Origin of the sequence: Pseudomonas sp. MWU16-30316 (assembly GCF_020515645.1) — a bacterium.
Lineage (GTDB): Bacteria > Pseudomonadota > Gammaproteobacteria > Pseudomonadales > Pseudomonadaceae > Aquipseudomonas > Aquipseudomonas cerasi.
The window spans coordinates 586,354-612,082 of the sequence record NZ_JAIZAZ010000003.1 but is presented as its reverse complement, the minus strand read 5'-3'; the positions used below and the strand labels follow the sequence as shown (position 1 = coordinate 612,082).

Annotated in this window: 22 protein-coding genes; 12 read left to right on the top strand and 10 right to left on the bottom strand. The window is 58.7% G+C overall.

What is annotated here, in order from left to right:
- Positions 1–3: 3 nt before the first annotated feature.
- Positions 4–1,104 (bottom strand): ABC transporter substrate-binding protein, encoded by a 1,101-nt coding sequence (locus tag LCH65_RS13860; RefSeq protein ID WP_003369392.1) that lies wholly within the window; start codon positions 1,102–1,104, stop codon positions 4–6.
- Between the two features lie 553 nt (positions 1,105–1,657).
- On the opposite strand from LCH65_RS13860, the gene LCH65_RS13855 reads away from it, so the two are divergent.
- Both LCH65_RS13855 and LCH65_RS13850 read left to right on the top strand, forming a co-directional pair.
- Positions 1,658–3,316: a nitrite/sulfite reductase gene (locus LCH65_RS13855; protein WP_226439551.1), complete on the top strand. Its 1,659-nt coding sequence runs from the start codon at positions 1,658–1,660 to the stop codon at positions 3,314–3,316.
- Positions 3,300–3,794, top strand: coding sequence for a DUF934 domain-containing protein (locus tag LCH65_RS13850; protein ID WP_003369387.1), 495 nt, complete (start codon positions 3,300–3,302; stop codon positions 3,792–3,794). Before LCH65_RS13855 ends, LCH65_RS13850 begins: the two co-directional genes overlap by 17 nt.
- Before the next feature lie 463 nt (positions 3,795–4,257).
- Here LCH65_RS13850 and sohB read toward each other — a convergent pair whose 3' ends face one another.
- Positions 4,258–5,280, bottom strand: coding sequence for a protease SohB (gene sohB, locus LCH65_RS13845; RefSeq protein WP_003369385.1), 1,023 nt, complete (start codon positions 5,278–5,280; stop codon positions 4,258–4,260).
- A gap of 205 nt (positions 5,281–5,485) precedes the next feature.
- Between sohB and LCH65_RS13840 the strand changes: the two genes are divergently transcribed.
- From LCH65_RS13840 to LCH65_RS13815, 6 genes are all read left to right on the top strand, one after another.
- On the top strand, positions 5,486–6,196 hold the full coding sequence (locus tag LCH65_RS13840) for a histidine phosphatase family protein (RefSeq protein WP_003369383.1): 711 nt from the start codon (positions 5,486–5,488) through the stop codon (positions 6,194–6,196).
- 55 nt (positions 6,197–6,251) lie between these two features.
- Positions 6,252–6,569: an SCP2 sterol-binding domain-containing protein gene (locus tag LCH65_RS13835; protein WP_003369381.1), complete on the top strand. Its 318-nt coding sequence runs from the start codon at positions 6,252–6,254 to the stop codon at positions 6,567–6,569.
- 214 nt (positions 6,570–6,783) lie between these two features.
- Positions 6,784–7,851: a phosphotransferase family protein gene (locus LCH65_RS13830; protein WP_044308207.1), complete on the top strand. Its 1,068-nt coding sequence runs from the start codon at positions 6,784–6,786 to the stop codon at positions 7,849–7,851.
- 27 nt (positions 7,852–7,878) lie between these two features.
- The gene (locus LCH65_RS13825) at positions 7,879–8,646 is read left to right on the top strand and encodes an SDR family oxidoreductase (RefSeq protein WP_003434139.1); all 768 of its coding nucleotides are present in this window, start codon (positions 7,879–7,881) and stop codon (positions 8,644–8,646) included.
- 103 nt (positions 8,647–8,749) lie between these two features.
- Positions 8,750–9,901, top strand: coding sequence for a Gfo/Idh/MocA family oxidoreductase (locus tag LCH65_RS13820; protein ID WP_099266680.1), 1,152 nt, complete (start codon positions 8,750–8,752; stop codon positions 9,899–9,901).
- Positions 9,902–9,993: 92 nt separating this feature from the next.
- Positions 9,994–10,773: a TSUP family transporter gene (locus LCH65_RS13815; protein WP_054081479.1), complete on the top strand. Its 780-nt coding sequence runs from the start codon at positions 9,994–9,996 to the stop codon at positions 10,771–10,773.
- On the opposite strand, the gene nudC is transcribed toward LCH65_RS13815, so the two are convergent.
- Positions 10,741–11,577 carry an NAD(+) diphosphatase gene (gene nudC, locus LCH65_RS13810; RefSeq protein WP_003369368.1) on the bottom strand — a complete coding sequence of 279 codons (837 nt, stop codon included), beginning with the start codon at positions 11,575–11,577 and terminating at the stop codon, positions 10,741–10,743. The genes LCH65_RS13815 and nudC overlap by 33 nt on opposite strands.
- 38 nt (positions 11,578–11,615) lie before the next feature.
- Positions 11,616–12,428 carry a crotonase/enoyl-CoA hydratase family protein gene (locus LCH65_RS13805; protein ID WP_003369367.1) on the bottom strand — a complete coding sequence of 271 codons (813 nt, stop codon included), beginning with the start codon at positions 12,426–12,428 and terminating at the stop codon, positions 11,616–11,618.
- 220 nt (positions 12,429–12,648) lie between these two features.
- Between LCH65_RS13805 and LCH65_RS13800 the strand changes: the two genes are divergently transcribed.
- Positions 12,649–14,133: an ATPase domain-containing protein gene (locus tag LCH65_RS13800; RefSeq protein ID WP_032609592.1), complete on the top strand. Its 1,485-nt coding sequence runs from the start codon at positions 12,649–12,651 to the stop codon at positions 14,131–14,133.
- Entirely contained in the window at positions 14,130–16,154 is a 2,025-nt protein-coding gene (locus LCH65_RS13795) for a response regulator (protein ID WP_003369363.1), read from the top strand. Before LCH65_RS13800 ends, LCH65_RS13795 begins: the two co-directional genes overlap by 4 nt.
- A gap of 69 nt (positions 16,155–16,223) precedes the next feature.
- On the opposite strand, the gene LCH65_RS13790 is transcribed toward LCH65_RS13795, so the two are convergent.
- From LCH65_RS13790 to LCH65_RS13770, 5 genes are all read right to left on the bottom strand, one after another.
- Entirely contained in the window at positions 16,224–16,601 is a 378-nt protein-coding gene (locus LCH65_RS13790) for a response regulator (protein ID WP_003318062.1), read from the bottom strand.
- A gap of 101 nt (positions 16,602–16,702) precedes the next feature.
- Positions 16,703–17,884, bottom strand: coding sequence for a hybrid sensor histidine kinase/response regulator (locus tag LCH65_RS13785; RefSeq protein WP_003434146.1), 1,182 nt, complete (start codon positions 17,882–17,884; stop codon positions 16,703–16,705).
- Positions 17,878–18,492: a chemotaxis protein CheB gene (locus tag LCH65_RS13780; RefSeq protein WP_003369357.1), complete on the bottom strand. Its 615-nt coding sequence runs from the start codon at positions 18,490–18,492 to the stop codon at positions 17,878–17,880. The genes LCH65_RS13785 and LCH65_RS13780 overlap by 7 nt, the downstream gene beginning before the upstream one ends.
- On the bottom strand, positions 18,489–19,310 hold the full coding sequence (locus LCH65_RS13775; protein ID WP_180336191.1) for a CheR family methyltransferase: 822 nt from the start codon (positions 19,308–19,310) through the stop codon (positions 18,489–18,491). The genes LCH65_RS13780 and LCH65_RS13775 overlap by 4 nt, the downstream gene beginning before the upstream one ends.
- A gap of 49 nt (positions 19,311–19,359) precedes the next feature.
- The gene (locus LCH65_RS13770) at positions 19,360–22,878 is read right to left on the bottom strand and encodes a response regulator (protein ID WP_096128049.1); all 3,519 of its coding nucleotides are present in this window, start codon (positions 22,876–22,878) and stop codon (positions 19,360–19,362) included.
- Positions 22,879–23,210: 332 nt separating this feature from the next.
- Between LCH65_RS13770 and LCH65_RS13765 the strand changes: the two genes are divergently transcribed.
- Both LCH65_RS13765 and LCH65_RS13760 read left to right on the top strand, forming a co-directional pair.
- Positions 23,211–23,582: a response regulator gene (locus tag LCH65_RS13765; RefSeq protein ID WP_003369350.1), complete on the top strand. Its 372-nt coding sequence runs from the start codon at positions 23,211–23,213 to the stop codon at positions 23,580–23,582.
- Positions 23,575–24,909 carry a glycosyltransferase family 4 protein gene (locus LCH65_RS13760; protein WP_003369348.1) on the top strand — a complete coding sequence of 445 codons (1,335 nt, stop codon included), beginning with the start codon at positions 23,575–23,577 and terminating at the stop codon, positions 24,907–24,909. The genes LCH65_RS13765 and LCH65_RS13760 overlap by 8 nt, the downstream gene beginning before the upstream one ends.
- Here the strand turns inward: LCH65_RS13760 and cobF are convergent.
- On the bottom strand, positions 24,906–25,664 hold the full coding sequence (gene cobF, locus LCH65_RS13755) for a precorrin-6A synthase (deacetylating) (protein WP_151342292.1): 759 nt from the start codon (positions 25,662–25,664) through the stop codon (positions 24,906–24,908). The two genes, LCH65_RS13760 and cobF, sit on opposite strands and share 4 nt — an antisense overlap.
- Between the last annotated feature and the right edge of the window lie 65 nt (positions 25,665–25,729).

Genomic DNA, 25,729 nt, shown 5'->3' with positions numbered 1-25,729 from the left:
CGGTTATCTGCCGCCTGAGTGGTCAGGCGGCAACATGCCTTTCAGCGAAAATGGCGACGCTTCGCCAGAAGCTTCCATATTGAATGCCTGGATATCGAGCCGGTAATGCTCGTCCCGGGCGGCATCCAGAAAGCGCTGCGCATCCTGTGGCTCGACCACGTGAATCACATCAATGATTCGTGTACCGATCTGTTGCCGGGCCTGCCATTGAGCAGTGTCATAGTGGTGCAAGAGAATGATGGCCCACCCGCCCAGGGTGAAATGCCCTGAAGCCACGACACTCAGGCTGCCATTGAGCTGAGCCCGCAGTGAAAGCGACGTGCCGTTGATCGCACTGAACAGCACGTCCTGCCCCGGCTTGCCGCCGCTCTCGCGCAATGCATCCATCGCACCGAACGCCATTTGCTCGTTGGCAGCCCACACCAGGCGTGTCTGCGGATAGCGCTTGAACAGCACGCGCGCCTGCTCGAGCGCGCGATCACGGCGCCAGCCACCCAGCGCAATCTGCCGTAGATGCACCTCTGGGTGCTCTGACAAGGCACGCAGCATGCCTTTTTCACGCAGCAGGGAAACGGGCGTGGTGTTGGTCCCGGAAAACGCGAGCATGTCGATGACCTGACCGTCTGCGCCAGGCGCCGCGAGACTGATAAGCCGCTTTGCCGTCAGATAGCCGCCCTGTTCATCGTTGCCCACCAGGCTGCCGATGAAGTCCGGATAACGCGATGGCAGATCACCGAGAATCCGAATCTGGTCCTCGGTCAGCGTATTGTTGACGGCAAACAGCTTGACCCCGCTGCCCACGGACATACGCAGGACTTCAGGGGCGATATTCAACTCATTGGAAAACAACAGGTAATCCGGGCGCTCATCCCCTTGCAGCGCCGCTCGCGCCAGATCGAGCAACTTGCGGGTGTCGCGCTCGGTATAGAGTATTTTCAGTGACATGCCGGTGGTGTCGGCAGCCGTCTGCATGACCCGGGAGTAACTCTGCCAATAACCATCGGATGGTGCGCCGGGGTTCAGAAATACCACCGAGGCGGCATGTGTCGCCCCGCCCCAGAGACAACTGCACAGTAACAGCCAGCCAGCATGTAACGCCTTCATATCAACGAACCTTGAAGCAGCAGGGATTTAGCACTACGAGCGTGTTATCGGCTGCGGCAGCAAGGTTCTGGAGACTCCGGCAGATTCTTTATCAGCCCTTCACTGGCTGCTGGCCCAGAACATCGCTGCGCCTACCGCCAGAATGACAATGAATAAAATGGCCCAGGTGTCCACGGATCTGCCTGGCTTGGCTACTTTCGGGTGCTTGCTCATCGCATCGCCTCTTGTCGGTCTTGTGGGTGATTGCACATGAATAGGAGTGTTCCGACACCTGCTCGGCATCGGTCAACGTTCAGTTAAGTCGAGTCTTGCCCACACGGCAAGCAGGGATATGCAAGGACGCGGTTTTGCTTATCGCTTTTAGTGATTTGCATATATATAAACATCACTTTTATCGATAACTGCAAACTGCTATCGTCGCCTTCGCTCCCCAGGGAGTGCGCGGCCGTGCGCGCAGAATTGACCAGATGAAGCAGGAAACAACGAGCAGCGGGCTTTTTCCAGACTGACGCCACTGCCCTGCTTCATGACGAAGCCTGAGAACAGGACCTATATGTACGTATACGACGATTACGATCAGAAGATCATCGAGGACCGCGTCAAGCAGTTCCGGGATCAGACCCGACGCTACCTGGCCGGGGAACTGAGCGAAGAAGAGTTTCGACCGTTGCGCCTGCAAAACGGTCTTTATGTTCAGCGCTTCGCGCCCATGTTGCGCGTGGCCGTTCCATACGGTCAGCTGACCTCGCGCCAGGCGCGCATGATGGCGAAAATCGCGCGCGACTATGATAAAGGCTACGCGCACATCAGTACCCGCCAGAACGTACAGTTCAACTGGCCTGCGCTTGAAGATGTTCCCGATATTCTCGCTGAACTGGCGACCGTGCAGATGCACGCTATCCAGACCAGTGGCAACTGCCTGCGCAACGTCACCACCGACCAGTTTGCCGGTGTGGCGGCAGACGAACTGGTAGACCCGCGCCCATGGTGCGAGATCGTCCGTCAGTGGACCACTTTCCACCCCGAATTCGCTTACCTGCCGCGCAAGTTCAAGATCGCGATCAACGGCTCGACCAGTGACCGTGCAGCCATCGAAGTGCATGACATAGGCCTCGAGCCATTGCGCAACAAAGCGGGCGAACTGGGCTTCCGTGTTCTGGTGGGTGGCGGCCTTGGCCGTACTCCTGTCGTCGGTGCCTTCATCAATGAGTTCCTGCCGTGGCAGGACCTGCTGAGCTACCTCGACGCCATCCTGCGGGTTTACAACCGCTATGGCCGTCGCGACAACAAGTACAAGGCGCGAATCAAGATTCTGGTCAAGGCGCTGACCCCTGAAGTGTTCGCCGCCAAGGTCGACGCTGAAATGGCGCACCTGCGTGGCGGTCAGACCACCCTGACCGAAGCCGAAGTGCAGCGCGTTTCCCGCCACTTCGTCGACCCGCAATACAAGACCCTCAGCGATCAGCACGCCGAACTGGCAGCGCTGGACGCTCAGCACCCCGGCTTCGCTCGCTGGCGTCAACGCAATGTGCTGGCGCACAAGAAGCCCGGCTACATTGCCGTGACCCTGTCGCTCAAGCCAACCGGCGTCGCCCCGGGCGATGTGACCGACAAGCAACTGGACGCCATTGCCGACCTGGCCGATCGCTACAGCTTCGGTCAACTGCGCACTTCTCACGAGCAGAACATCATTCTTGCCGATGTCGAGCAGAGTGAGCTGTTCACGCTGTGGAACGAGCTGCGCGACAATGGTTTCGCCACGCCGAACATTGGCCTTCTGACCGACATCATCTGCTGCCCGGGCGGTGATTTCTGCTCGCTGGCCAATGCCAAGTCGATCCCGATCGCCGAATCCATCCAGCGTCGTTTCGACGATCTGGACTACCTGTTCGATATCGGCGAGCTGGACCTGAATATCTCCGGCTGCATGAACGCCTGCGGCCACCACCATGTCGGCCATATCGGCGTGCTGGGCGTGGATAAGAAAGGTGAAGAGTTTTATCAGGTCTCGCTCGGCGGCAGTGCCAGCCGTGATGCGAGCCTGGGCAAGATTCTCGGCCCTTCCTTTGCCCAGGAGGCGATGCCGGACGTGATCGAGAAGCTGATCGACGTCTACGTTGAAAAACGGACTGAAGACGAGCGTTTCATCGACACCTACCAACGTATTGGCATTGACCCTTTCAAGGAGCGCGTCTATGCAGCGAATCATTAAGAACAACGAAGTCATCGATGAAACCTGGCATCTGCTGCCCAAGGATACTGCCTTTGACAGCCTGTCGAACTGCGACGACCTGATCGTGCCGCTGGCGCTGTGGCGCGAACACGCGCATTCGCTGAAGGCACGTGACGGCGGTCTGGGTGTGTGGCTGGACAGCGATGAGGAAGCCGAGGAGATCGGCGAGGACGTCGACCAGTTTCAGGTCATCGCCTTGAATTTCCCGGCGTTCACTGACGGCCGCAGCTTTTCGAATGCGCGCCTGCTGCGTGATCGTTTTGGCTACAAGGGTGAATTGCGCGCCATCGGCGACGTGTTGCGTGATCAGTTGTTTTACATGCGCCGCTGTGGCTTCGATGCGTTTGCGGTGCGTGCCGACAAGGATCCATACGAGGCGCTGGAAGGCCTGAAGGACTTCTCGGTCACCTATCAGGCCGCGACCGACGAGCCGCTGCCGCTGTTCCGCCGCCGCTGATTCAGGCGACGTTGAGTCATCGCCCCGGTGCTCACCTAAGATGACTATCGTTCCCACGCTCCAGCGTGGGAGCGCAGTTCTGGACGCTTTGCATCCTCGTTTGTGGCGCTGCGCGTCACAAAAGGGTTCTTCGATGCCAGGTAGATTCAGATAAGACTCAAGCCCCCTTTTCGCCTCTCGGCGCCCTACTTTGAGGGACCAAAGCAGGCAAAGTCCTCGCTCCTGTTTCCGGCCCGACTTCGTCGGGTTCCTTCGCCCCGTCACTAACGTCGCACTCTGCGTCGTCAGTGCCATCGTGGTTGAAAAGCACTTTAAAGCAAGTGGCTAAAGCACGGCTTAGATACTAATGACGATCGTGCCGACGCTCCGCGTCGGCATGCAGTTCGTGACGCTCTGCGTCACACAGCGGCTCTGTGATATCGGGTAACTTGAGGCTCGACTCAGGCCACCTTGCCATCCACACCTACCAGAACCGCTGCTGAGTCAAACGTCCCCACCACTTGGTAGCCAGTTGATCCGCTGAGGTGGCTGCCGCCATCCCCATGCGCTCTTGCAGGCTCTTGCGTTGCACGTAGTGCAGGTGGAACACGTCGGCATCCTTGGCGCGCTCGGCCAGGTACTCGTCGCTGGTCTTGAGTTCATCGACCAGCAGCTTGTCGACCGCCGCCATGCCCAGCCATACCTCGCCAGTCGCCACTTCGTCGATGGACAGTTGCGGGCGGTAGCTGGCAACGAAGTTCTTGAACAGGTCGTGGGTGATGTCCAGGTCCTGCTGGAATTTCTCGCGGCCCTTCTCGGTGTTTTCGCCAAACACGGTCAGGGTGCGCTTGTATTCACCCGCGGTCAGCACTTCGAAATCGATGTCGTGCTTCTTCAACAGGCGATTGACGTTGGGCAGTTGTGCCACCACACCAATGGACCCGAGGATGGCGAACGGTGCGCTGATGATCTTGTTGCCTATGCACGCCATCATGTAGCCGCCGCTGGCCGCGACCTTGTCGATGCACACGGTCAGCGGGATGCCCGCCTGACGAATGCGTGCCAGTTGCGAGGACGCCAGGCCGTAGCTGTGGACCATGCCGCCGCCGCTTTCCAGGCGCAGGACCACTTCATCCTTGTCGGTGGCCAGGGTCAGCAACGCGGTGATTTCATGACGCATGCTTTCAGTGGCCGATGCCTTGATGTCACCGTCGAAATCCAGCACGTAGACGCGGGCCTTGGGCTCGGCCTGCTTTTTCTCTTTCTTCAGCGCCTTGCCCTGTTCCTTGCGCAGCGTCTTGAGGCGCTCCTTGTCGAGCAATGATTGCTCAAGCCGTTCGCGCAGGCCCTTGTAGAAATCATTGAGCCGGGTGACCTGCAATTGACCGGAAGACTTGCGACGGCCTTTGCCACGCATGGACGCAATGGCAACCAGTACCACAACGATGGCGATCACCAGCGTCACGGTCTTGGCCAGAAAACTTGCGTAATCGACAACGAAATCCACGAATATCCCTCATTAGTGTCAGGCCCTTACCAACCAAGGGCTGTGATGAATGCAGCATACCGACGCCCTGTGCAGTGCACCAGCCAATGACCCGTTACAAACCATTAAAACGATGATTTCAAACGAGCGTATGTTTTTTCATTGACAGTCCCCCGGCATCCCTCATAACCTCGGCGAACCTTCAACGTACCGAGAAGAAACGGACGTGGGCAGCATCTACCTGATACGACATGGCCAGGCCTCATTTGGTGCAGACAATTACGACGTGCTGTCGCCCGTGGGTATTCGTCAGTCTCAGGTATTGGGTGCCTACCTTGCCGAGCAGGGCCTGAGCTTCGATCGCTGCGTGTCCGGTGAACTCATGCGCCAGAAAGACACCGCCCAGCATGTGCTGGGCCAATACACCGAAGCAGGCCTCGATACGCCTGCCGTGCAGCTGGACAGCGCGTTCGATGAATTCGATGCCGAAGGCGTGATCAAGGCGTTGATACCGGCGATGCTCGAAGACGAACCACAGGCGCTGGATATTCTGCGCGACGTTGCCGCAAACCCTGCAGGGTTCCAGCGCCTGTTCAACCTGATTACCGGGCGCTGGCTGAGTGGCAATCACGACACACCGGGCCTGCAAAGCTGGCAGGCGTTCGTGGCCCGCGTCGAAGCAGGCCTGAAGCGGATTCTCCAGGCTGCCGGCCCGCATGAGCGTATCGCGGTATTCACCTCCGGAGGCACCATTACTGCCCTGCTGCATCTTATTACCGGAATGCCTGCATTGAAGGCACTGGAGCTTCACTGGCACATCGTCAATACGTCGTTGCATCAGCTTAAATTCAAAGGCAACGACGTGACCCTGGCTTCCTTCAACGGTTACACACATTTGCAACTGCTGAAGGCGCCGGAGCTCATCACCTATCGCTGAGCCCGGCCAATCGCGTCCTGTCGGACGCTGGCACTCACTCTAAAAGGATCACCTCATGACCTCAGTAGCAGACGCCGTACAGACAATGAAAGACAAGTTCAACCCAGCTGCTGCTGCCGGTCTGGACCTGGTCTTCGGCTTCAACATCACCGACGAAGATAAACACTACGCGCTGATCGTCAAGGACAGCACCTGCCAACTGGAGGAAGGCGAAAACCCTGACGCCAACGTGACCCTGGTCATGGACAGCCAGACCCTCAAGGGCATCGTCAGCGGCGAGACCGATGGCATGCAGGCGTTCATGGGTGGCAAGCTGCGTGCCGAAGGCGACATGATGCTGGCCATGAAGCTCAGCGAACTGTTCCCGGTATAAACCTGCCGCACACGGCAGACTGGACTACCTGAGACCGAAGCCCCGCCGGCTTCGGTTTTTTTATGCACGCACCTTTCTGTAAAACAGCGATCAGAGCTACTGATTGCCCGGCAACACGCTAGCCTATAAAGCGCCCATGCGCTTGATCGCGGATTGGACGATCATTAGATTAGTCAATAGTTTGCGCTGACCATAATAAACACAAGGGATACGTATGGCACTGACTGACCAGTCCACCGAGGTTCGCAGCGGCGAAGAACTGGACGCCTTCCGAATCGACGCGTATTTGAAGGCGCACATGGCGGATCTTCACGGCACGCCGGCGATCAGTCAGTTTCCGGGCGGTGCATCGAACCTGACCTATCTGCTTCAGTACCCTGAGCGGGAACTGGTACTGCGTCGTCCACCCTTCGGACACAAGGCGCGTTCGGCCCATGACATGGGCCGCGAGTACCGTATTCTCAATCAGCTCAAGGAAGCCTTTCCCTACTGTCCCGAGGCTTATCTGCACTGTACGGACGAGTCACTGATCGGCTCGGAGTTCTACGTCATGCAGCGCGTCAAAGGGGTTATCCTGCGCTCCGACCTGCCGCCGGAACTGGCGCTGGATGCCCGACAGACCGAACAGCTGTGCAAAAACTTCATCGACAAACTGGTAGACCTGCATCGCGTCGATTATCAGGCCTGTGGCCTGGGTGACCTCGGCAAGCCGCAAGGCTATGTGCAACGGCAGATTTCTGGCTGGTGCGAGCGCTATGAGAAAGCACTGACCCCGGACGCTCCGGCGTGGGAGCAGGTCAAACGCTGGCTGGTCGCCAAAATGCCTGCCGACTCCCCCACCTCAAGCATCGTGCACAACGACTACCGTTTCGACAATGTGATCCTCGACCCCGCCAACCCGATGCACATCATCGGCGTGCTGGACTGGGAGCTGACCACGCTCGGCGATCCGCTCATGGACCTGGGCAACACCCTCGCCTACTGGATACAGGCTGACGATCCGGCTCCGGTGCAACTGATGCGCCGCCAGCCGAGCAATGCGCCGGGGATGCTGACCCGCCAGGCTTTTGTCGACTATTACGCCGAGCGCGCCGGCGTGCGCATCGACAATTTCGATTTCTACTACACCTACGGCCTGTTCCGTCTGGCCGGTATCGTGCAACAGATCTATTACCGCTTTTTCCATGGCCAGACCCAGGACAAGCGCTTTGCCCAATTCATTCACATGAACAGGCTGCTGGAGCAGATGAGCCTGAGCGTAATCGAAAAATCCAGCCTCTGACCGCCAGCGCCAAGATAAGGAAATGACATGTCCAGAACCCAGCTCTTCGACCTTGATGGCAAGGTTGCCTTCGTTTCAGGTGCCAGCCGAGGAATCGGTGAAGCCATTGCCCGGCTACTGGCCCAGCAAGGCGCGCACGTTATCGTCTCGAGTCGCCGACTCGAGGGTTGCCAGGCGGTAGCGGACGCCATCGTCAGCGAGGGTGGCAAGGCAACAGCCATTGCCTGCCACATCGGTGAGCTGGAACAGATAACCCATGCATTTACGCAGATTCGTCAGCAGTTCGGGCGCTTGGATGTATTGGTCAACAACGCCGCCACCAATCCGCAGTTTTGCAACGTGCTGGATACGGATCCCGGGGCCTTCCAGAAGACCGTCGACGTCAATATTCGCGGTTACTTTTTCATGTCCGTGGAAGCTGGCAAGCTGATGCGCGAAAACGGCGGCGGCAGCATCATCAACGTGGCGTCCATCAACGCGGTATCGCCGGGCGCCTATCAAGGCGTCTATTCGATGACCAAGGCAGCCGTGGTCAACATGACCAAGGTGTTTGCCAAGGAGTGCGCTGAGTTCGGCATCCGTTGCAACGCCCTGCTTCCCGGTTTGACCGACACCAAGTTCGCATCGGCACTGGTCAAGAATGACGCGATCCTCAACATGGCGCTGTCGCAGATCCCGCTGAAACGCGTTGCCGCTCCCAGCGAGATGGCCGGCGCGGTGCTTTACCTTGCCAGCGAGGCCTCCAGCTATACCACTGGCGTCGCACTGAACGTCGACGGCGGCTTTTTATCCTGAAGCCCACTTGGCCCGCAGAAAAAAAGAAAATGAATTAATTTTCCAAAATTAAAATAATTGGAATATATTTTCCGCATAACAACAATCCTTTTTGGAGAATGTCATGCGGGAATCCCTTTCCACATCGCCTGCGCAACTGGGTATCGGACTGATCGGCACCGGCTTCATGGGCCGCGCTCATGCGCTGGCGTTTGGCAACGCCAACGCTGCGCTTGACCTGCCTGCACGTATACGACTCTCCGCGCTGGCGGACGCCGACAGTGCACGCGCCGAGCGATGCGCAAGCGCCTGGGGCTTCGACCGCAGCCACGCTGACTGGCAGCAATTGATCAATGATCCGCACGTACAGATCGTGGCGATTACTACCCCCAATCACCTGCACTTCCCCATGGCCATGGCCGCCATCGCCGCAGGCAAGGCGGTGTATTGCGAAAAACCGCTGGCCGTGAATCTCGCCCAGGCCGATGAAATGCGCCGCAGTGCCAAGGCTGCGGGTGTCGTCACCCAGGTTGGCTACAACTACCAGCACAACCCGATGATCGGACTCGCCAGGGAAATGATCGAAGCCGGCGAACTGGGCGAGATCGTCAGCTTTCAGGGTGAGTTCAGTGAGGATTTCATGGGCGATCCGGCGTCCCCCTGGTCGTGGCGCTGTGAAGCGGCGCACGCGGGCGGTGCGCTGGCAGATCTGGGCAGCCACTTGCTGGCGATGGCGCGTCATTTGCTGGGCGACGTCGAATCAGTCTGCGCCGACTCCAGCACCGTGCACCGTGAACGCCCGGCGAACAGCGGCAGCCAACAGATGCGCGCCATTGCAGTGGACGATCAGACCCACGCGCTACTGCGCTTTGCCAGTGGTGCGCGCGGGACGTTCAGCAGCAGCTGGCTCAAACACGGCTACAAAAACCGCCTGAGTTTCGAGATCAGCGGCACCAAGGGCACGCTGGCGTTCGATCAAGAGCGGCTCAACGAGCTGCACCTCTACCGCACAGGCACAGCCGCCGGACGCGATGGTTTTCAGCGACTGCTGGCCGGCCCTGCACAACCGGGTTACGCCGCGTTCTGCCCGGCCCCTGGTCACCAGTTGGGTTACAACGAGCTCAAGGCGCTCGAAGTACAAGCGCTCATCCAGGCCGTATGCGGTCAGCGCAGGCGTGGCCCGGACTTCGAGGAAGCGTGGCAGATCGAGCGCCTGGCGACGGCCATTCGCGTGGCCGCTGCCGAGCAGCGCTGGGTCGCGCTCGCCGACATCTGACTTCCTGCAAGCGTTGCACAAGGGGTAGAATGCGCCACGTTCGGGCAGCCATTCTGCCCCCTTGCCGTCCTCGCCATAAGCCCCCTGCCACCATGTCCTTTGAACTCAGCGTCGACCTGACCACCCTCGCCATTCTTGCCGTGGTTGCTTTCATAGCGGGATTCATAGACGCCATCGCCGGTGGCGGCGGACTACTGACCACCCCGGCGCTGATGACCGCCGGCCTGCCGCCGCATCTGGTGCTGGGCACCAACAAGCTCAGTTCGACCTTTGGTTCAGCGACGGCCAGCTTCACCTTCTACCGTCGCAAACTGTTCGATCCGCGCCAATGGCTGCATGCCGTGGTCGGCACTGCGATCGGTGCCGCGCTAGGCGCTGTGATTGCCCATTACCTGCCAGCCGAATGGCTGAACCAGATGTTGCCGGTGATCGTGTTCGGTTGCGGACTGTATTTGTTGTTTGGCGGCACGCCCAAGGCCCCTCTGGACAGCAACGCACCGATCAAAAGGAAATGGCAGCTTCCCCAGGGAGTGAGCCTGGGTTTCTACGACGGTGTTGCCGGACCGGGTACCGGCGCGTTCTGGACAGTCAGCACCCTGCTGCTCTACCCGGTTGATCTGGTCAAGGCCAGCGGCGTGGCGCGCAGCATGAACTTCGTCAGCAATGCCGTGGCGCTCTCGGTATTCATGTTTTCCGGCCAGGTGGATTACATCATCGGCCTGAGCATGGGCCTTGCGGTGATGCTCGGTGCCTACTTCGGTGCAGGCACCGCGATCAAGGGCGGTGCCAAATTCATCCGCCCGGTGTTCATCACCGTGGTTCTGGGCCTGACCGTGCGCCTAGCCTGGCAACACTGGTTCGGGGGCGCCTGAGCGCTCGGCCAGATACGCCTCGATCAGGTAGCGGGCAATCGACCGATTGGCCGGCAACGGCGGCAGGTCATCGACATGAAACCAGCGTGCGTCTTCAATCTCTTCTGCCTGGGGCACGATTTCACCGCTTTCGTATTCGGCATGGAACCCGAGCATCATCGAGTGCGGGAACGGCCAGCACTGGCTGCCGCGGTACTTCAGGTTCTTGATACGCACCTGCACCTCTTCCATCACCTCGCGATGCACGCAGTCTTCGGCAGATTCACCCGGCTCCACGAACCCGGCCAGTGCGCTGTACATACCGGTGACGAACCGCGGTGAGCGCGCCAGCAGGATTTCATCGCCACGGGTGACCAGCACAATCATGCTGGGCGAAATACGCGGGTACAGCCGCAGGTTGTCATGCTCGCAGAACATCGCACGTTCGCCGCGAATCTGCACCGTCGCACGACCGCAGGCACCGCAGAAACGGTGTTCCCTGGCCCATGTGCTGACTTGCGCGGCGTAGCCGAGCATCTGGAAAACAGCGAAGTCGCCTTCCAGCATGAATTGACGCAAGCCTTGCCAGGCGCAGCCCTCGACGGCAACCGAGCGTTCGAGCACCAGAAGGTAGACAGGCTCACCCTCGAAATAGCCTATGCCGTGCTCGCTCTGCACCGGCAGGTCCAGCCCGTTCAGCCAGCCTCTGGGGAACATCACCCCATTGGCATCCAGCAAAAAACCCTGATCACCCTGAACCACAGCCAAACCGCCAGGGGCCTCGACATCCAGAACTGCAGTTGTCCAACGCTCCGGGCGCGACATTAGAAACTCCTTCGCTCAGACTCGAGCCTTGTCATGTATCAATTATCGAAGACCGGCTTCTGCTTGCTCATCTGCGCAGCCATCGCCAGCTTCAGGTCAGGTGATTGCAGCATGGCTGCGTTCCAGATGGCAACGTGTTCGAGGCCGTCTTCCACTCTGTGATCGCGCATGTAGCTGATCATTTGCTTGGTGCCTTCGATAGCGATGGGCGATTTGCCGGCTATTTCCCGAGCCACCGCCAGAACACCCTGCAACAGACCTTCAGTGTCCTCGAAGGTGCGATTGACCAACCCGATCCGTTGCGCCTCTTCAGCGCCGACGCTACGCCCGGTGTAGGCCAGTTCGCGCAGCACACCATCACCGATGATCCTCGGCAGGCGTTGCAGCGTGCCGACATCGGCGGCCATGCCCATGTCGATCTCGCGAATGGCGAACTGCGCGTCAGCCGCCGCATATCGCATGTCACACGCAGAAATCAGGTCGATGGCACCGCCCAGGCAGTAGCCTTGAATGGCGGCAAGAACCGGTTTGCGGCAATTGTCCACGGCCGTGAACGAGGCTTGCATGTCGCGGATCTTGCGCCGCAACAGACGTGCATTGCGCCCTGCGTCCTTACCCAACTGGCTGGCGACCGAAGCCAGCAATGCCAGATCGATGCCGGACGAAAAGTGCTTGCCTGCACCGCTGAGCACCACAACGCGCACCTCGTCGGTACGCTCTATCCAGTCGAAGATGTCGATTATCTCCGTCCAGAACGACTCGTTCATCGCGTTGAGTTTTTCAGGCCGGTTGATTTGTACGTGAGCAACGCTGTCGCCCAGCTCGACCCGGAAACTTTGATAATCGGTCACGACGTGATCCCTCAAGCAGGTGGGTGTTCAGGCGCAGGACTATAACAACTGCAACAGACACATCGTAACCGGACTGAAGTGACATTTGCAGGACCCGAAAACTACCCGCCCGGCTATATTGGATATGGATGTTCCCCTCAAATAGGGGGAACGGTCGCAGTACCTGACGGTCCAGTAATGAGGCATTAACAAAACCTGTACGGTTATCAGAGGGCGATACTTGAATACGTCAAAAGCGGCAACCGGCATTGAAGGCCTGGATGACATCCTTGCAGGAGGTCTTTCACGCAGTCATGTGTTTCTTCTTGAGGGAGAACCCGGAACCGGCAAGACAACCGTGGCGCTGCATTTTCTGCAGGCCGGGGCGGCAGCGGGCGAAATCTCGTTGTATATCACTCTGTCCGAGACTGAAAGCGAGTTGCGCTCGGGTGCAGCCTCGCACGGATGGCAGCTCGACGAACATATCAATATCTTTGAACTGACACCGCCTGAAAGCCTGCTCGATGCGGATCATCATCAAAGCCTGCTCTACTCCTCTGACCTGGAGCTGGGTGAGGCGACGCGGCAGATATTCGAGGTGGTCGAGCGTGTCAAACCTACTCGCGTCGTCATCGACAGCCTCTCGGAAATCCGTCTTCTGGCGCAGAGTTCGTTGCGCTACAGGCGCCAGATTCTGGCCATCAAGCATTATTTCACCCGCTACAACGCGACAGTGCTGCTGCTCGATGACCTGACCACCGAGGCACTCGACAAGACCGTGCACAGCGTTGCCCACGGGGTGATTCGCCTTGAGGCACTGACACCTACTTACGGTGCCGAGCGCAGGCGTCTCAAAATCGTCAAGTACCGCGGTCAGAAGTATCGCGGTGGTTTTCACGACTTCACCATTGCCGAGAATGGCATACACGTCTTTCCTCGCCTGGTAGCCGCCGAACACCGTTCCAACTACTCGCGCACTCAATTGAGCAGCGGAATCCAGGAGCTGGATAACCTGCTCGGAGGCGGCATCGAAGGTGGCTCCAGCACCCTGATTCTTGGCCCGGCCGGGACCGGGAAATCGCTCATCTCGCTGGTTTTCGCCGTGCAGGCGGTCGCACGCGGCGAGCGCGTCGGTCTGTTCATATTCGATGAGGAAATGGGCCTGCTGTTCGAGCGCATGCTCAAGCTGGGGATCGACCTGCGTGCACTGCAGGAAACCGGCAATCTGGTGGTCGAGCAGATCGACGCCGCAGAGCTGTCCCCTGGCGAGTTCGCACACCGTGTGCGGCGTGCAGTCGATAAAAAGCAGATAAAGACCGTTGTCATCGACAGTATCAACGGTTACCAGGCTGCAATGCCTGAAGAAAGCGCGCTGGTTCTGCACATGCACGAGCTGCTGCTCTACCTCAATCGCCAGGGCGCCTCGACCTTCATGACCGTTGCGCAGCACGGACTGGTCGGCGATATGCGCTCGCCAGTAGACATCACCTACCTTGCCGACAGTGTGATTCTGTTGCGTTACTTTGAAGCATTGGGTCAGGTACGCCGTGCGATATCGGTCATCAAGAAACGCACCGGCACTCACGAATCCACAATCCGTGAGTACCGCATCAGTTCCAGCGGATTGAAAATAGGCGAACCGCTGGAGGCCTTTCAGGGTGTACTGCGCGGTGTGCCGTCGTACATGGGCGACAAGAAACCGCTGCTTGAGGATGACGACCTGTGAGTACCCCAGGTCTGTTATCAGAGCGCGCGATCATTCTCGCCCCACGCGGGCGGGACAGTCAGATCGCCATGCGTATTCTCGACGAAGCAGGTTACCCCGCGACGGTCGCCCGTGACGTGCCCGAACTGGTCAGAGAGCTGGGGGCCGGTGCCGGTCTGGCGATCATCGCCGACGAGGCACTGCGCAACACTGATATGACCCCATTGCTGGAGCTGCTTGGCCGTCAGCCGCCCTGGTCGGACTTGCCTATCGTCTTGCTGACCCACGGACCTGATCACAACCCCTCTGCGCGCATGGGTAATCTATTGGGCAACGTGACCTTTCTCGAGCGCCCTTTCCATCCGGTGACGTTGGTGAGTCTGGTGATGACAGCGGTGCGCGGCCGTAGACGCCAGTATGAAGCTCGCGCGCGCATGGAGGATCTGCACGAAAGTGAAGGCCGCCTGCAGAATGCCCTGAAGGCCGGCAGGCTGGGCTCATGGGTTCTGGAGGCCGAATATCTCAAACTGACCTGTTCGGACATCACCAAAAGTCACTACGGCCGCGACGAGCAGAACACCTTCGGTTACGACGACTGGCTGGCCGCCGTTTATTTCGAAGACCAGCCCCGAATGCAATCGGCGTTGCAGCGCAGCCTGGACACCGGTGTCGATCTGATCATCGAATACCGGAATATCTGGCCGGACGGCTCACTCAACTGGGTGGATGTGCGCGCCCGTGCCACGCGCGGCAAGAACGGCCTGGTCGGCTCACTGGCGGGGGTGACATCCGACATCACCGAGCGCAAGCAGGCCGAGTCGCAGTTGCGCCGCCTCAATGAAACGCTCGAGCAACAGGTTGAAGAGCGAACCTCGCAGCTACGTCACAAAGAGGAAATTCTGCGCCAGTCACAGAAAATGGAGGCAGTCGGCCAGTTGACCGGCGGGATTGCCCATGACTTCAACAACATGCTGACAGGGATCATCGGCAGCCTCGAGTTGATAAGACGCCGGCTGGCGCGCGGGCGTGTCGAGGACCTGAACGGCCTGATCGATCTGGGGGTCACCTCAGCAAACCGCGCCGCCGCCCTGACCCATCGTCTGCTGGCCTTCTCACGGCGTCAGTCGCTGGACTCCAAGCCGGTCGAAATGAATCATCTGGTCAACGCCATGGATGAACTGCTACAGCGCAGCGTTAACGAGAGCATTCATTTGCAGCTGCGCCTGGCACACGATCTGTGGACCGCAGAAGCCGACCCCAATCAGTTGGAGAGCGCCCTGCTCAATCTGGTACTCAACGCCCGCGACGCCATGCCTGACGGCGGCACGCTGGTGGTCGAGACCTTCAACCAGCAACTGGACAGATCCTTCACCAATGCCCATGAGAACCTGCTGCCGGGTGACTATGTCGTACTGAGCGTCAGCGACAATGGCTGTGGCATGCCTGAAACCGTCATCAGTCGAGCGTTCGACCCGTTCTTCACCACCAAACCCATCGGCCAGGGCACGGGTCTGGGTCTTTCGATGATCTACGGCTTCAGCAAGCAATCGCATGGCCACGTCCTGATCAAGAGCGAAGTCGGCGTCGGCACTACCGTACAACTGTTTCTGCCGCGCTTTCAGGGGCTGGCGGATGAGGCAGAGCAAAGCTTCCAGAGCAATGCCGTTTACGCCGAGAACGGCGAGACGGTACTGATCGTTGAGGACGACCCTGCCGTGCGCGCGCTGGTCAGTGAAGTGCTTGGCGAGCTGGGCTACACCTTTATCGAGGCTGGCGAGGCAGCGGACGCAGTACCCATACTGGAATCCGGACGGCGTATCGATCTATTGATCAGCGATGTAGGCCTGCCAGGCATGAACGGCAGGCAACTGGCGGACATCGCGAGGCAACTGCGACCGGAACTCAAGGTGTTGTTCATCACCGGTTATGCAGAACATGCGGCGGTGCGCGGGGGCTTTCTGGACACAGGAATGCAATTGATCACCAAACCCTTTGCGTTCGATCACCTGACGTCAAAAGTACGGGAAATGATAGAAGCCTGAGCAAGACTCAGGCTTCAGGCAGCGCAGATTTATCAGATTGCCCGCTCACTCGTCGGGCAGGCAGGCCGCTCAAGCCAGTAGTTTCTGGATCTGGGTGTGCAGGGTGTCCATGGTGAAGGGCTTGGCGAGAATAGGCGCCTTCAGCGCGATGGGGCTGCCCGAATCGAGTATCTCTGCCGGGTAGCCGCTGATGAAAATCACCTTCAACTCGGGCCGCAGCATGATCGCGGGCTCGGCAATCTGTACGCCCGAGACGCCGCCCGGCAGCCGATAATCGGTGATCATCAGGTCGAGATGGGGTTTGGTCGCCAGAATCTCGAAAGCCTGCTCGCCGTTCTCGGCTTTCAGGACACGATAACCCTCACCCGACAGATAATCGGCCAGAAGCATCAGGATCAGGGGCTCGTCTTCGACGATTAGTACGACGTTTTCTGCATCAGCGCTCATTGAACTGCCTTTGATCTTATAAATAGCTGCCATTACGACCACGGCACGCGTGGGAGGTTGCGCCAACGTGTGATTAAACTTGATCGCCGGAGGCGGCGACCTTACAGAGGCAGACAGATACGAAACACCGAACCCTTGCCCTCTTCACTCTCCACTTCGATGCGACCGCCGTGAGCCATGACGATCTGATCGGAAATGAACAGCCCAAGACCCAGCCCGGCAACAGCGTGATTAGTCGACACCCGCTCGAACTGCTGAAAGATGCGCTTCTGGTTTTCGGCCGTAATGCCAATACCTTGATCCCTCACTTCAATGAAGGCCTCGCTGTCCTTGCTGTACACATGCACTTCAATCGGCTTTCGCGCGCCGTAGCGCAGTGCGTTGGTCAACAGGTTGGCAACCACCTGCTCAATGCGGAACTCATCCCAGACGCCTATTACCGGCTGCTCGGCGAACCGGGTGATCGTGGAATTGGCGGCGGCGATCTGCGCGGCAAAACTTTCCAGCAGTTGAGTGACCAGCTCGCTCAGGTCGAACGGACTCGGCCTGATCGACAGCTTGCCGGTACGAATCCTCGATACATCGAGCATGTCTTCGATCAGGCGGATAAGGCTCTGAATCTGCCGCTCATCGCGATCGACCATGGCACGTAACTTTTCCATGGTAAACGCCGCTGCGTTGTCCTTGGCCAGGTGCAGCTTGCGCAGCTGGGTCTCCAGAATCAGGCCGTTGAGCGGCGTGCGTACCTCGTGAGAGACGATGGACATGAAGTCATCACGCATACGAATCGCATGCTCCAGCTCGCTCTGGGTCGACTGCAGACGCTTGAGCAAGGCCTCCTGCTCCTGGCGACTGCGCTCAAGTTCCTCGACTTGTATCTTCATGGCCTTGCGCTGCCGGTAAAGATCGACGAACACATTGACCTTGCTCTTCACCGCGTGAATATCCAGCGGCTTGTGCAGGAAGTCCACGGCACCGCTTTCATAACCCTTGAAGGCGTAATTCAGCTCACGTCCGGCGGCACTGACGAAGACGATTGGAATGCTTTTGGTCTTTTCCGTGCTGCGCATCATCTCGGCCAGCTCGAAGCCGTTCATCCCGGGCATCTGCACGTCGAGGATGGCCATGGCGAATTCGTGCTGCAGCAGCAGTGACAGCGCCTCATCGGCAGACAGCGCCTTGTAGACGATTCGATCACCGCGCTTGATCAACGCTTCGAGCGCCAGCAGGTTTTCCGGCAAATCATCGACGATAAGCAGTTTTGCCTGAATTTCACTTAACATGCGGTTCGTTCCAGCTCGACCAGCAAGCGGCCAATATCGTTCAGGGAAAGGAGGTAATCGGGCGAGTGCAGCGCCAGGCCAGCTTCAGGCATGGTAGAAGCCTGGGCCTGCGAGGGGTCCTGAATCACCGTGAAACCACCGTACGTCTTGATCTGCAGCAACCCGTTCGCACCGTCATTATTGGCACCGGTCAACAGCACCCCGGCCAGTCGCGACCCATAGGCATCAGCAGCCGAACCGAACAGAATGTCGATACTGGGCCTTGAATAAAACACTTTGTCCTCCTGACTCAACGACAGGGAAAAGTCGGACTCCACCGAGACGTGATAGCCCGCTGGCGCAACATACAAAGTGCCGGGCACTATGCTCTCCTTGTCGTCGGCTTCCTTGACCGGAATCGCCAGACGGTTCTGAAACACATTGGCCAACTGGCTATGCCGGTCATCAGGCAAATGCAGAACCATCAGGATAGGCAACGCAAAACCCTTGCGCAGGCCGCTGAATATTTTCAGCAAGGCTTCCACGCCGCCGGCCGATGCGCCGACCACAATGGCATCGACCACGGGCAACGAGTGACTCAAGGCGTCATCGCCAAACGTGGTTTTCATGATTTCCGGTAAATCCGCTCGGGTTTCACCAGCGCCTCGAAAGCGCCCCCGTACGCTGAGAATTCCAGCGTCTCCTTGCTGCCCAACGCCAGAAAACCACGATGACACAGCGAGTCATGAAACAGCCCGAACGCTCGATCCTGGAGCTTTTTGTTGAAATAAATCAGTACGTTACGACACGAAATAAATTGCGTTTCGGAGAATACACTATCTGTGGCCAGACTGTGATCGGCAAACGTGACGTTCTCGCACAGCGTCTTGTCGAAGATCGCGTAGTCATAGGCGGACGTGTAGTACTCGGCAAAATCGCGCTGCCCTCCCGCCTTTCGATAGTTCTCGGCGTAGGCCCGCACACTGTCCATGGAAAAGATGCCCTGCTTGGCCTTCTCCAGCGAGCTGGGATTGATATCGGTCGCGTAAATGATGGTTCGCTCCAGCAGCCCCTCTTCACGCAACAGAATAGCCGTGGAATAGACCTCCTCGCCCGTGCTGCAGCCGGCAATCCATACCTTGATTGACGGGTAGGTACGTAGCACCGGTACTACCTCATTACGGATTGCCAGGAAGTGCGAGGGATCACGGAACATCTCACTGACCGGGATAGTGAGAATCTGCAGCAATTGCATGAACGCCGCAGGGTCGTGGATCACACGTTCCTGCAGCGCGGAGATGGTTGCACAATCGAACTGGCGCAACGCATGGATCACGCGGCGCTTGACCGAAGCGCCGGAGTAGTCACGAAAGTCGTAGCTGTACTGAAGGTAAATCGCCTCGATCAGCAGGCGCAACTCGATGTCCATGCTTCGATCAAGCTGCATGGTGCCGCCCGGGCTTGCCATTGCAGACGCCCCTCCACTGAAGCCTCATTCAGATACGCTCCATCTTCGGCAGCCAGACGCGAATCAGCGAAAACAGACGATCCAGATCAATGGGTTTGGCCAGGTAATCGTTGGAACCCGCCTGCAGACAACGCTCCTGATCATCCTTCATGGCCTTGGCCGTGACGGCGATGATCGGCAGCTTGCGCCAGCGCGGGTCCTTGCGGATCTCGATGGTCGCTTCAAAACCATCCATTTCAGGCATCATCACGTCCATCAGGACCAGATCGATGTCTTCCACCTCATTGAGCCTGGCAATTGCCTCCAGACCATTGCGGGCGATTTCCACGACCGCACCCTTATGTTCAAGGGCGCTGGTCAGCGCAAAGATATTGCGCACATCGTCGTCGACCACGAGGATCTTGCGCGCCTCGAAGACCTTGTCACGGCTACGTGCGGTCTTGAGCATCTTTTGCCGTTCGTTGGACAGTTGCGACTCGACCTTGTGCAGGAACAGCGTGACCTCATCGAGCAGCCTTTCAGGCGAGCGCGCACCCTTGATAATGATCGAGCGCGAATACTTCATCAGCTCGGCTTCTTCATCGCGGGTCATGTTGCGGCCGGTATACACAATCACCGGCGGGAAGGCGCAGATGTCCTCCATCGACATGCGCTTGAGCAATTCATTGCCGAGCATGTCCGGAAGCTTGAGATCGATGATCATGCAGTCATAGACATGATCGCGCAACAGGTCCAGCGCCTCCTGGGCAAAGCCTACCGCAGTGATTTCAATATCGTCATCACCGATCAGGCGCGCGATGCTGTCACGCTGCAACGCATCGTCTTCGACCAGAAGGATACGTTTGACCTTCTGCGTCAGCTTGGCTTCCAGCTTGGCGAACACGTCCTTGAGCTCTTCACGCGTGGTCGGCTTGACCGCGTAGCCAATCGCGCCCATGTGCAAGGCGGCTTCCTGGCGATCCTCGACCGAGATCACGTGTACGGGAATGTGCCGGGTGGGCGCCAGCTCCTTGAGACGCTGCAGCACGGTCAGGCCCGAATGATCCGGCAGGCGCATGTCCAGCAGAATGGCATCGGGCGTGTAGCGGGACGCCAGGTTGAAGCCATCGTCAGCAGCATGCGCGACCAGACAGTCGTAGCCCAGCTCGTGGGCCAGGTCGTAGAGAATCTGGGCGAATCGCACTTCGTCTTCGATCACCAGGATGCAACGACGCTCGAAGGGCGCCTTGTCCCGGTCGTCGGCAAATACCGGCACCGGCGTATCCATCGGCACGGGTGCCGGTACCGGCTGCGGGATGACCGGAAGCGCAGCCACAGACAGCGGCAGCGCAGCAGGCGCTGGTGAGATGAGCAGATCGCTGTCCGGCTCGCGGCCGTCCTGTTCGACGTATTGCTCCGGCAGCACGAGGCTGAAAATACTGCCCTGCCCCGGTGCGCTGGTCACACTGATCGATCCGCCCAGCAATGCCGCCAGATCACGCGAAATCGACAAACCCAATCCGGTGCCACCATAACGCCGGTTGGTGGTGCCGTCTGCCTGACGGAACGCTTCAAAAATGCCCTGCTGGTGCTCCTCGGCGATGCCGATGCCCGAATCACGCACGATGAACGCGATACCCGCGCCCGGATGACGCGAAACCACCATGCTGACCGAGCCTGCTTCAGTGAACTTGATCGCGTTGGACAGCAGGTTCTTGAGGATCTGCTCAAGACGCTGGCGATCCGTGAACAGCATGGTAGGCGCACCGGCCTGGATGTCGACGGTAAACGCGAGCTTCTTCTCGGCGGCCAGCGGCTGGAAGAGCGTCCGCAGACCTTCGACCAGTCGGGGAACGCTGCTGTTTTCCGGGCGCACTTCCAGCTTGCCGGCCTCGACCTTGGAAATATCCAGAATGTCGTTGATCAGATTCAGCAGGTCATTGCCCGCCGAATAGATCGACTCGGCAAACTTGACCTGTTCGGCGGTCAGGTTCTCGCCCGGGTTCTCGGCCAGCAGTTTGGCGAGGATCAGTGAGCTGTTGAGCGGCGTGCGCAGCTCGTGGGACATATTGGCGAGGAACTCGGACTTGTACTTGCTGGCGCGCTGCAGTTCGTCTGCCCGCGCCTGCAACTCGGCCTGAGCAATATTCAGTTCTTCATTGTTGCGATCCAGCGCATCGCGCTGCTCGGCCAGTGCCTGACTCTGGTCGGCGAGTTGCTCGTTGGTCTGCTCCAGCTCAGCCTGCTGGGTCTCCAGATGGACCTGGGACTCCTTGAGGATGCGCGATTGCTCCTCCAGCTCTTCGTTGGCCGTACGCAGTTCTTCCTGCTGCACCTGCAGTTCTTCGTTGAGCTGCTGGGTCTCGGCCAGCACCTCCTGCAGACGCTGGCGATAACGGGCGGCTTCGATGGACGTACCGATGTTGTCCGCCACCAGCTCAAGAAACTCGATATCGCGCTCGGTCAGGGTGCGCAGAAAGCCCAGTTCGATCACGCCGTTGACCTGATCGTCATTGCTGGTCGGCACCACCACCACGCTGCGCGGCGAGCCATCGCCCAGGCCGGAGGCGACCTTGAAGTAGTTATCCGGCAGTTCATCCAGCGTAATGATGCGGTCCTGCTGGGCTGCCTGCCCCACAATGCCTTCGTCACTGTGAATGGTCTGATCCTGCTGCTCCTGTTCGCGGGAGAAACCATACGAGGCAACTCGCGTGAGGCCGCCGTGGTCCTGGCGGATGTAGACAGCGGCCACCGACGCGCCCAGGTATTGGGTCAGAAACTGGAGGATATTCCGGCCCAGCATGTTCAGCGTCAATTGCCCCAGGACCTGCTCGGCCAGCTCGCTCTGACCATTGCGCAGCCAGGCCACCTTCTGCAGTCGCTCGGCATTGACTTCCTGCAGTCTGAGGTTTTCGCTGTAAGTGTTCGACAGCGAGATCAGATCCCGGCGACCGATATAGGCCAGAATTGCGCTGACAATCACCACGAATATCAGATAAAGGGTGACGGAAAGAATGGTACTGCGCGTGACTTCCGCATTGCGGGTCAGGCGCAGTTGCTGCTCCATTTCCACGGCCTGATCGTATTCGGTGCGGATCTGATCGGTAATTCGCTTGCCACGTCCGGCCAGCACCGGCGTCTGATAATCGGCGTTGGTGCGCCGCAACGTAATCATCTCCTGGGCGAACGCATTCCACTCCTGTTGCAGCGTGGCCAGACGCCTGAACCGATCCAGTTGCGTGGGGTTGTCTTCTACCAGTTCCTCCAGCCCCTGCAACTCGGCGAGCAACAGCGGCTTGGCGACTTCATAGGGATCGAGAAAATGCTGATCACCGGTGAGCAGGAAACCGCGCATGCCGGTTTCCATGTCTATCGACAGTTTCATTGAGCGGTTGGTGTTGTTGATCACCCGGTCAGTGTGCTCGACCCACTGTATTGCAGTGAGCAGATAACTGATCAGCAGAATGAAGAAAACTGCGCTCAATACACCGACGCCCAGGGGCAAGCCAACGTTACGCCCCAGCAATTTTCGAAAGCGTTGTTCATCGACAACAGACGTCCGATTCATGAAATATCCCTGACGAGTGGATCAAAACCGTAGAGTTTGCCGTAAACCTACGAAAAACACTCTTATTTCTGACATAGAGGATTGAAATTTCACACATAAATGCGCGATAAGCTCACGCCTGTATTCATTAATGACGCCAACCCGTGAGCCGCCCTGTCGATTTACGGTATTTGTGCCTCGATTGAACTTCCACCCGGTTTTTATTTACTGATACAGGGACTGTATCAACCGCGGACAGGCCCTCGCTCGGTTACCCTGAGTTGACGGGAAAGGATGCGTAAAATTCCACACTGTCTGCACCATCGCCATTATTCAGGTTTAAGGAGTCAACCATGCCCGACACAGCCCGCACCATTCTCGTGGTCGAAGACGACGCCATTGTGCGCATGCTGATTGTCGACGTGCTCGAGGAGCTGGAATACAAGGTACTGGAAGCCGAGGACGCTACGTCGGCACTGACCTTTGTTGCAGACGATTCCAATCACATCGACTTGTTGATGACTGACCAGGGGCTGCCTGACATGAAGGGCACCGCACTGGCCAAAAAGGTCATCGAACTTCGCCCGCAATTGCCGGTGCTGTTCGCCAGCGGTTACTCCGAAAATATCGACGTGCCGCCAGGCATGCACTCGATCGGCAAGCCGTTCTCCATCGACCAGTTGCGTGACAAGGTAAAAAGCATTCTCGGGAACAGCCTTGACTGACATCGACGCAGTCTTCAACCGTACCGACAAGCCTGTCAGCACCCGCCTATTGATCATCGGCTACGTGTGGCCAGAACCGCGCTCCTCGGCCGCGAGCGGGCACATGATGCAATTGATTCAATGCTTTCTGGAGCAGGATTGGCAGATCACCTTTGCCAGCCCTGCCACTGAAGGCGAGCACCGCGCCGATCTGCTCGGCCTGGGCATCCACGAAGTGCACATTGCGCTCAACGACAGCAGTTTTGACGTGTTTGTCAGCGAATTGCAGCCTGACGTGGTGCTCTTCGATCAGTTCATGATCGAAGAGCAGTTCGGCTGGCGTGTCGAGCAGCAGTGTCCTGACGCGCTGCGAATTCTGGAGACCTCGGATTTCCAGAGCCTGCGCCACGCCCGCCATCAGTTGTTGAAGGACGCGCTGAACAGCGATTGCCCCGAGGCTGCGCCGGGCAGTGTGGACATTTCAGCGCCGCAGCTTTTCCGGCAGATAGCGTCCAGTGATCTGGCGCAACGCGAAATCGCTTCGTTGTATCGCTGCGATCTCAACCTGATGACGTCCGATGTCGAAATTGCACTGCTGAGCGGCCCTTTCGGCCTGCCCGAGACGCTGCTGCACTGGTGTCCGCTGATGATCGACGGGGCGCCCGACAGCTTCCGGCCTTTTGCACAGCGTGCACACTTCCTCAGTATCGGCAACTTCCGTCATGCGCCCAACTGGGATGCGGTGCTGTGGATGAAAACCACTATCTGGCCGCTGATCCGTCAACAACTGCCCGAAGCCCAGTTGCACATCTACGGTGCCTATACGCCACCCAAGGCCGCGGCGCTGCACAACGCCGCTCAGGGCTTTCATGTGAAGCACTGGGCCGAGGATGCGCTGGAGGTCATGTCCAATGCGCGAGTGTGCCTCGCGCCATTGCGTTTCGGGGCTGGCATCAAAGGCAAGCTGATGGACGCGATGCTCTGCGGAACGCCATCAGTCACCACCCCGATGGGTGCGGAAGCCATGAGCGGCGGGCTGCCGTGGCCCGGCATCATTGCCGATAAGCCAGCCGACATCGCTGACGCTGCGGTCAGGCTGTATCAGGAGCAGAACCTCTGGCTTGAAGCGCAACATGCGGGTCAGGCGTTACTGCAAGCGCGCTTCCAGCATCGGCAACACTGTGCGACCCTGATCGAGCGCATCGAGACCCTTCGCAACGGACTCGCGGAGCATCGCCTGGCGAACTTCACCGGCGCCATGCTGCGGCATCACCACCACAAGAGCACCAAATACATGGCGCAGTGGATCGAAGCGAAGAATCGCAACAAGGATGAAAAACCGGCTTAGGCCGGTTTGCGTAGCAAATAGGTATCCATGATCCACCCCTTGCGCTCGCGTGCCTCGCTGCGCAGCCGCCTGATTTGCTCGCAGACCTCATCGAGCCGGCCCGACACCAGTATCTCGTCCGGCGTGCCCAGATACGCGCCCCAATAGATGTCCAGCCCCTGCCCCACATAACGCTCGAATGTGCAGTGCGCGTCGAGCATCACCACGACGTTGCCGAGGTGCTCCAGCGGAGCTGTCGCCAGGCGTCGGCCGGTGGTGATAAGAATCGACTCGCCGATGCGATTGAGCGGGATCCGGTGCCGCGCGACCAGGCTCTGGACGCTGGTGATACCGGGAATCACCTGATACTCGAATACCCCGTTGCGCCGCGCCAGGACCTGATCAAGGATGCGCATTGTGCTGTCGTAGAGCGACGGGTCGCCCCAGACCAGAAAAGCGCCGACCTGATCCACACCAAGCTCATCGGCCAACAACCGCTCGAAGAGTATTGCGCGCTGTTCGTGCCACCCCTCGATGCCGCGCTCGTAGGCCTGCGGATCATCTTCACGTCGAGGATCCTGAACTTGCACCAGACGGTAGCGTTCATGAGTGATGTAGCGCTGACAGAGCTCTTTGCGCAGCCTCAGCAACTGATCGTCGACGTACCCCTTGTCGAGGATAAAGATCACCTCTGCACGGTTCAGTGCCGCGACAGCCTGCAGGGTGATCTGCTCGGGATCACCGGCCCCCATACCGATCAGCAGGATCTGTTTCATCGGGCAACGCCTCCACTGTGCAGGGGCCTGATCGTAGGTGATTTTTGCCAACGACCGGGCATTGA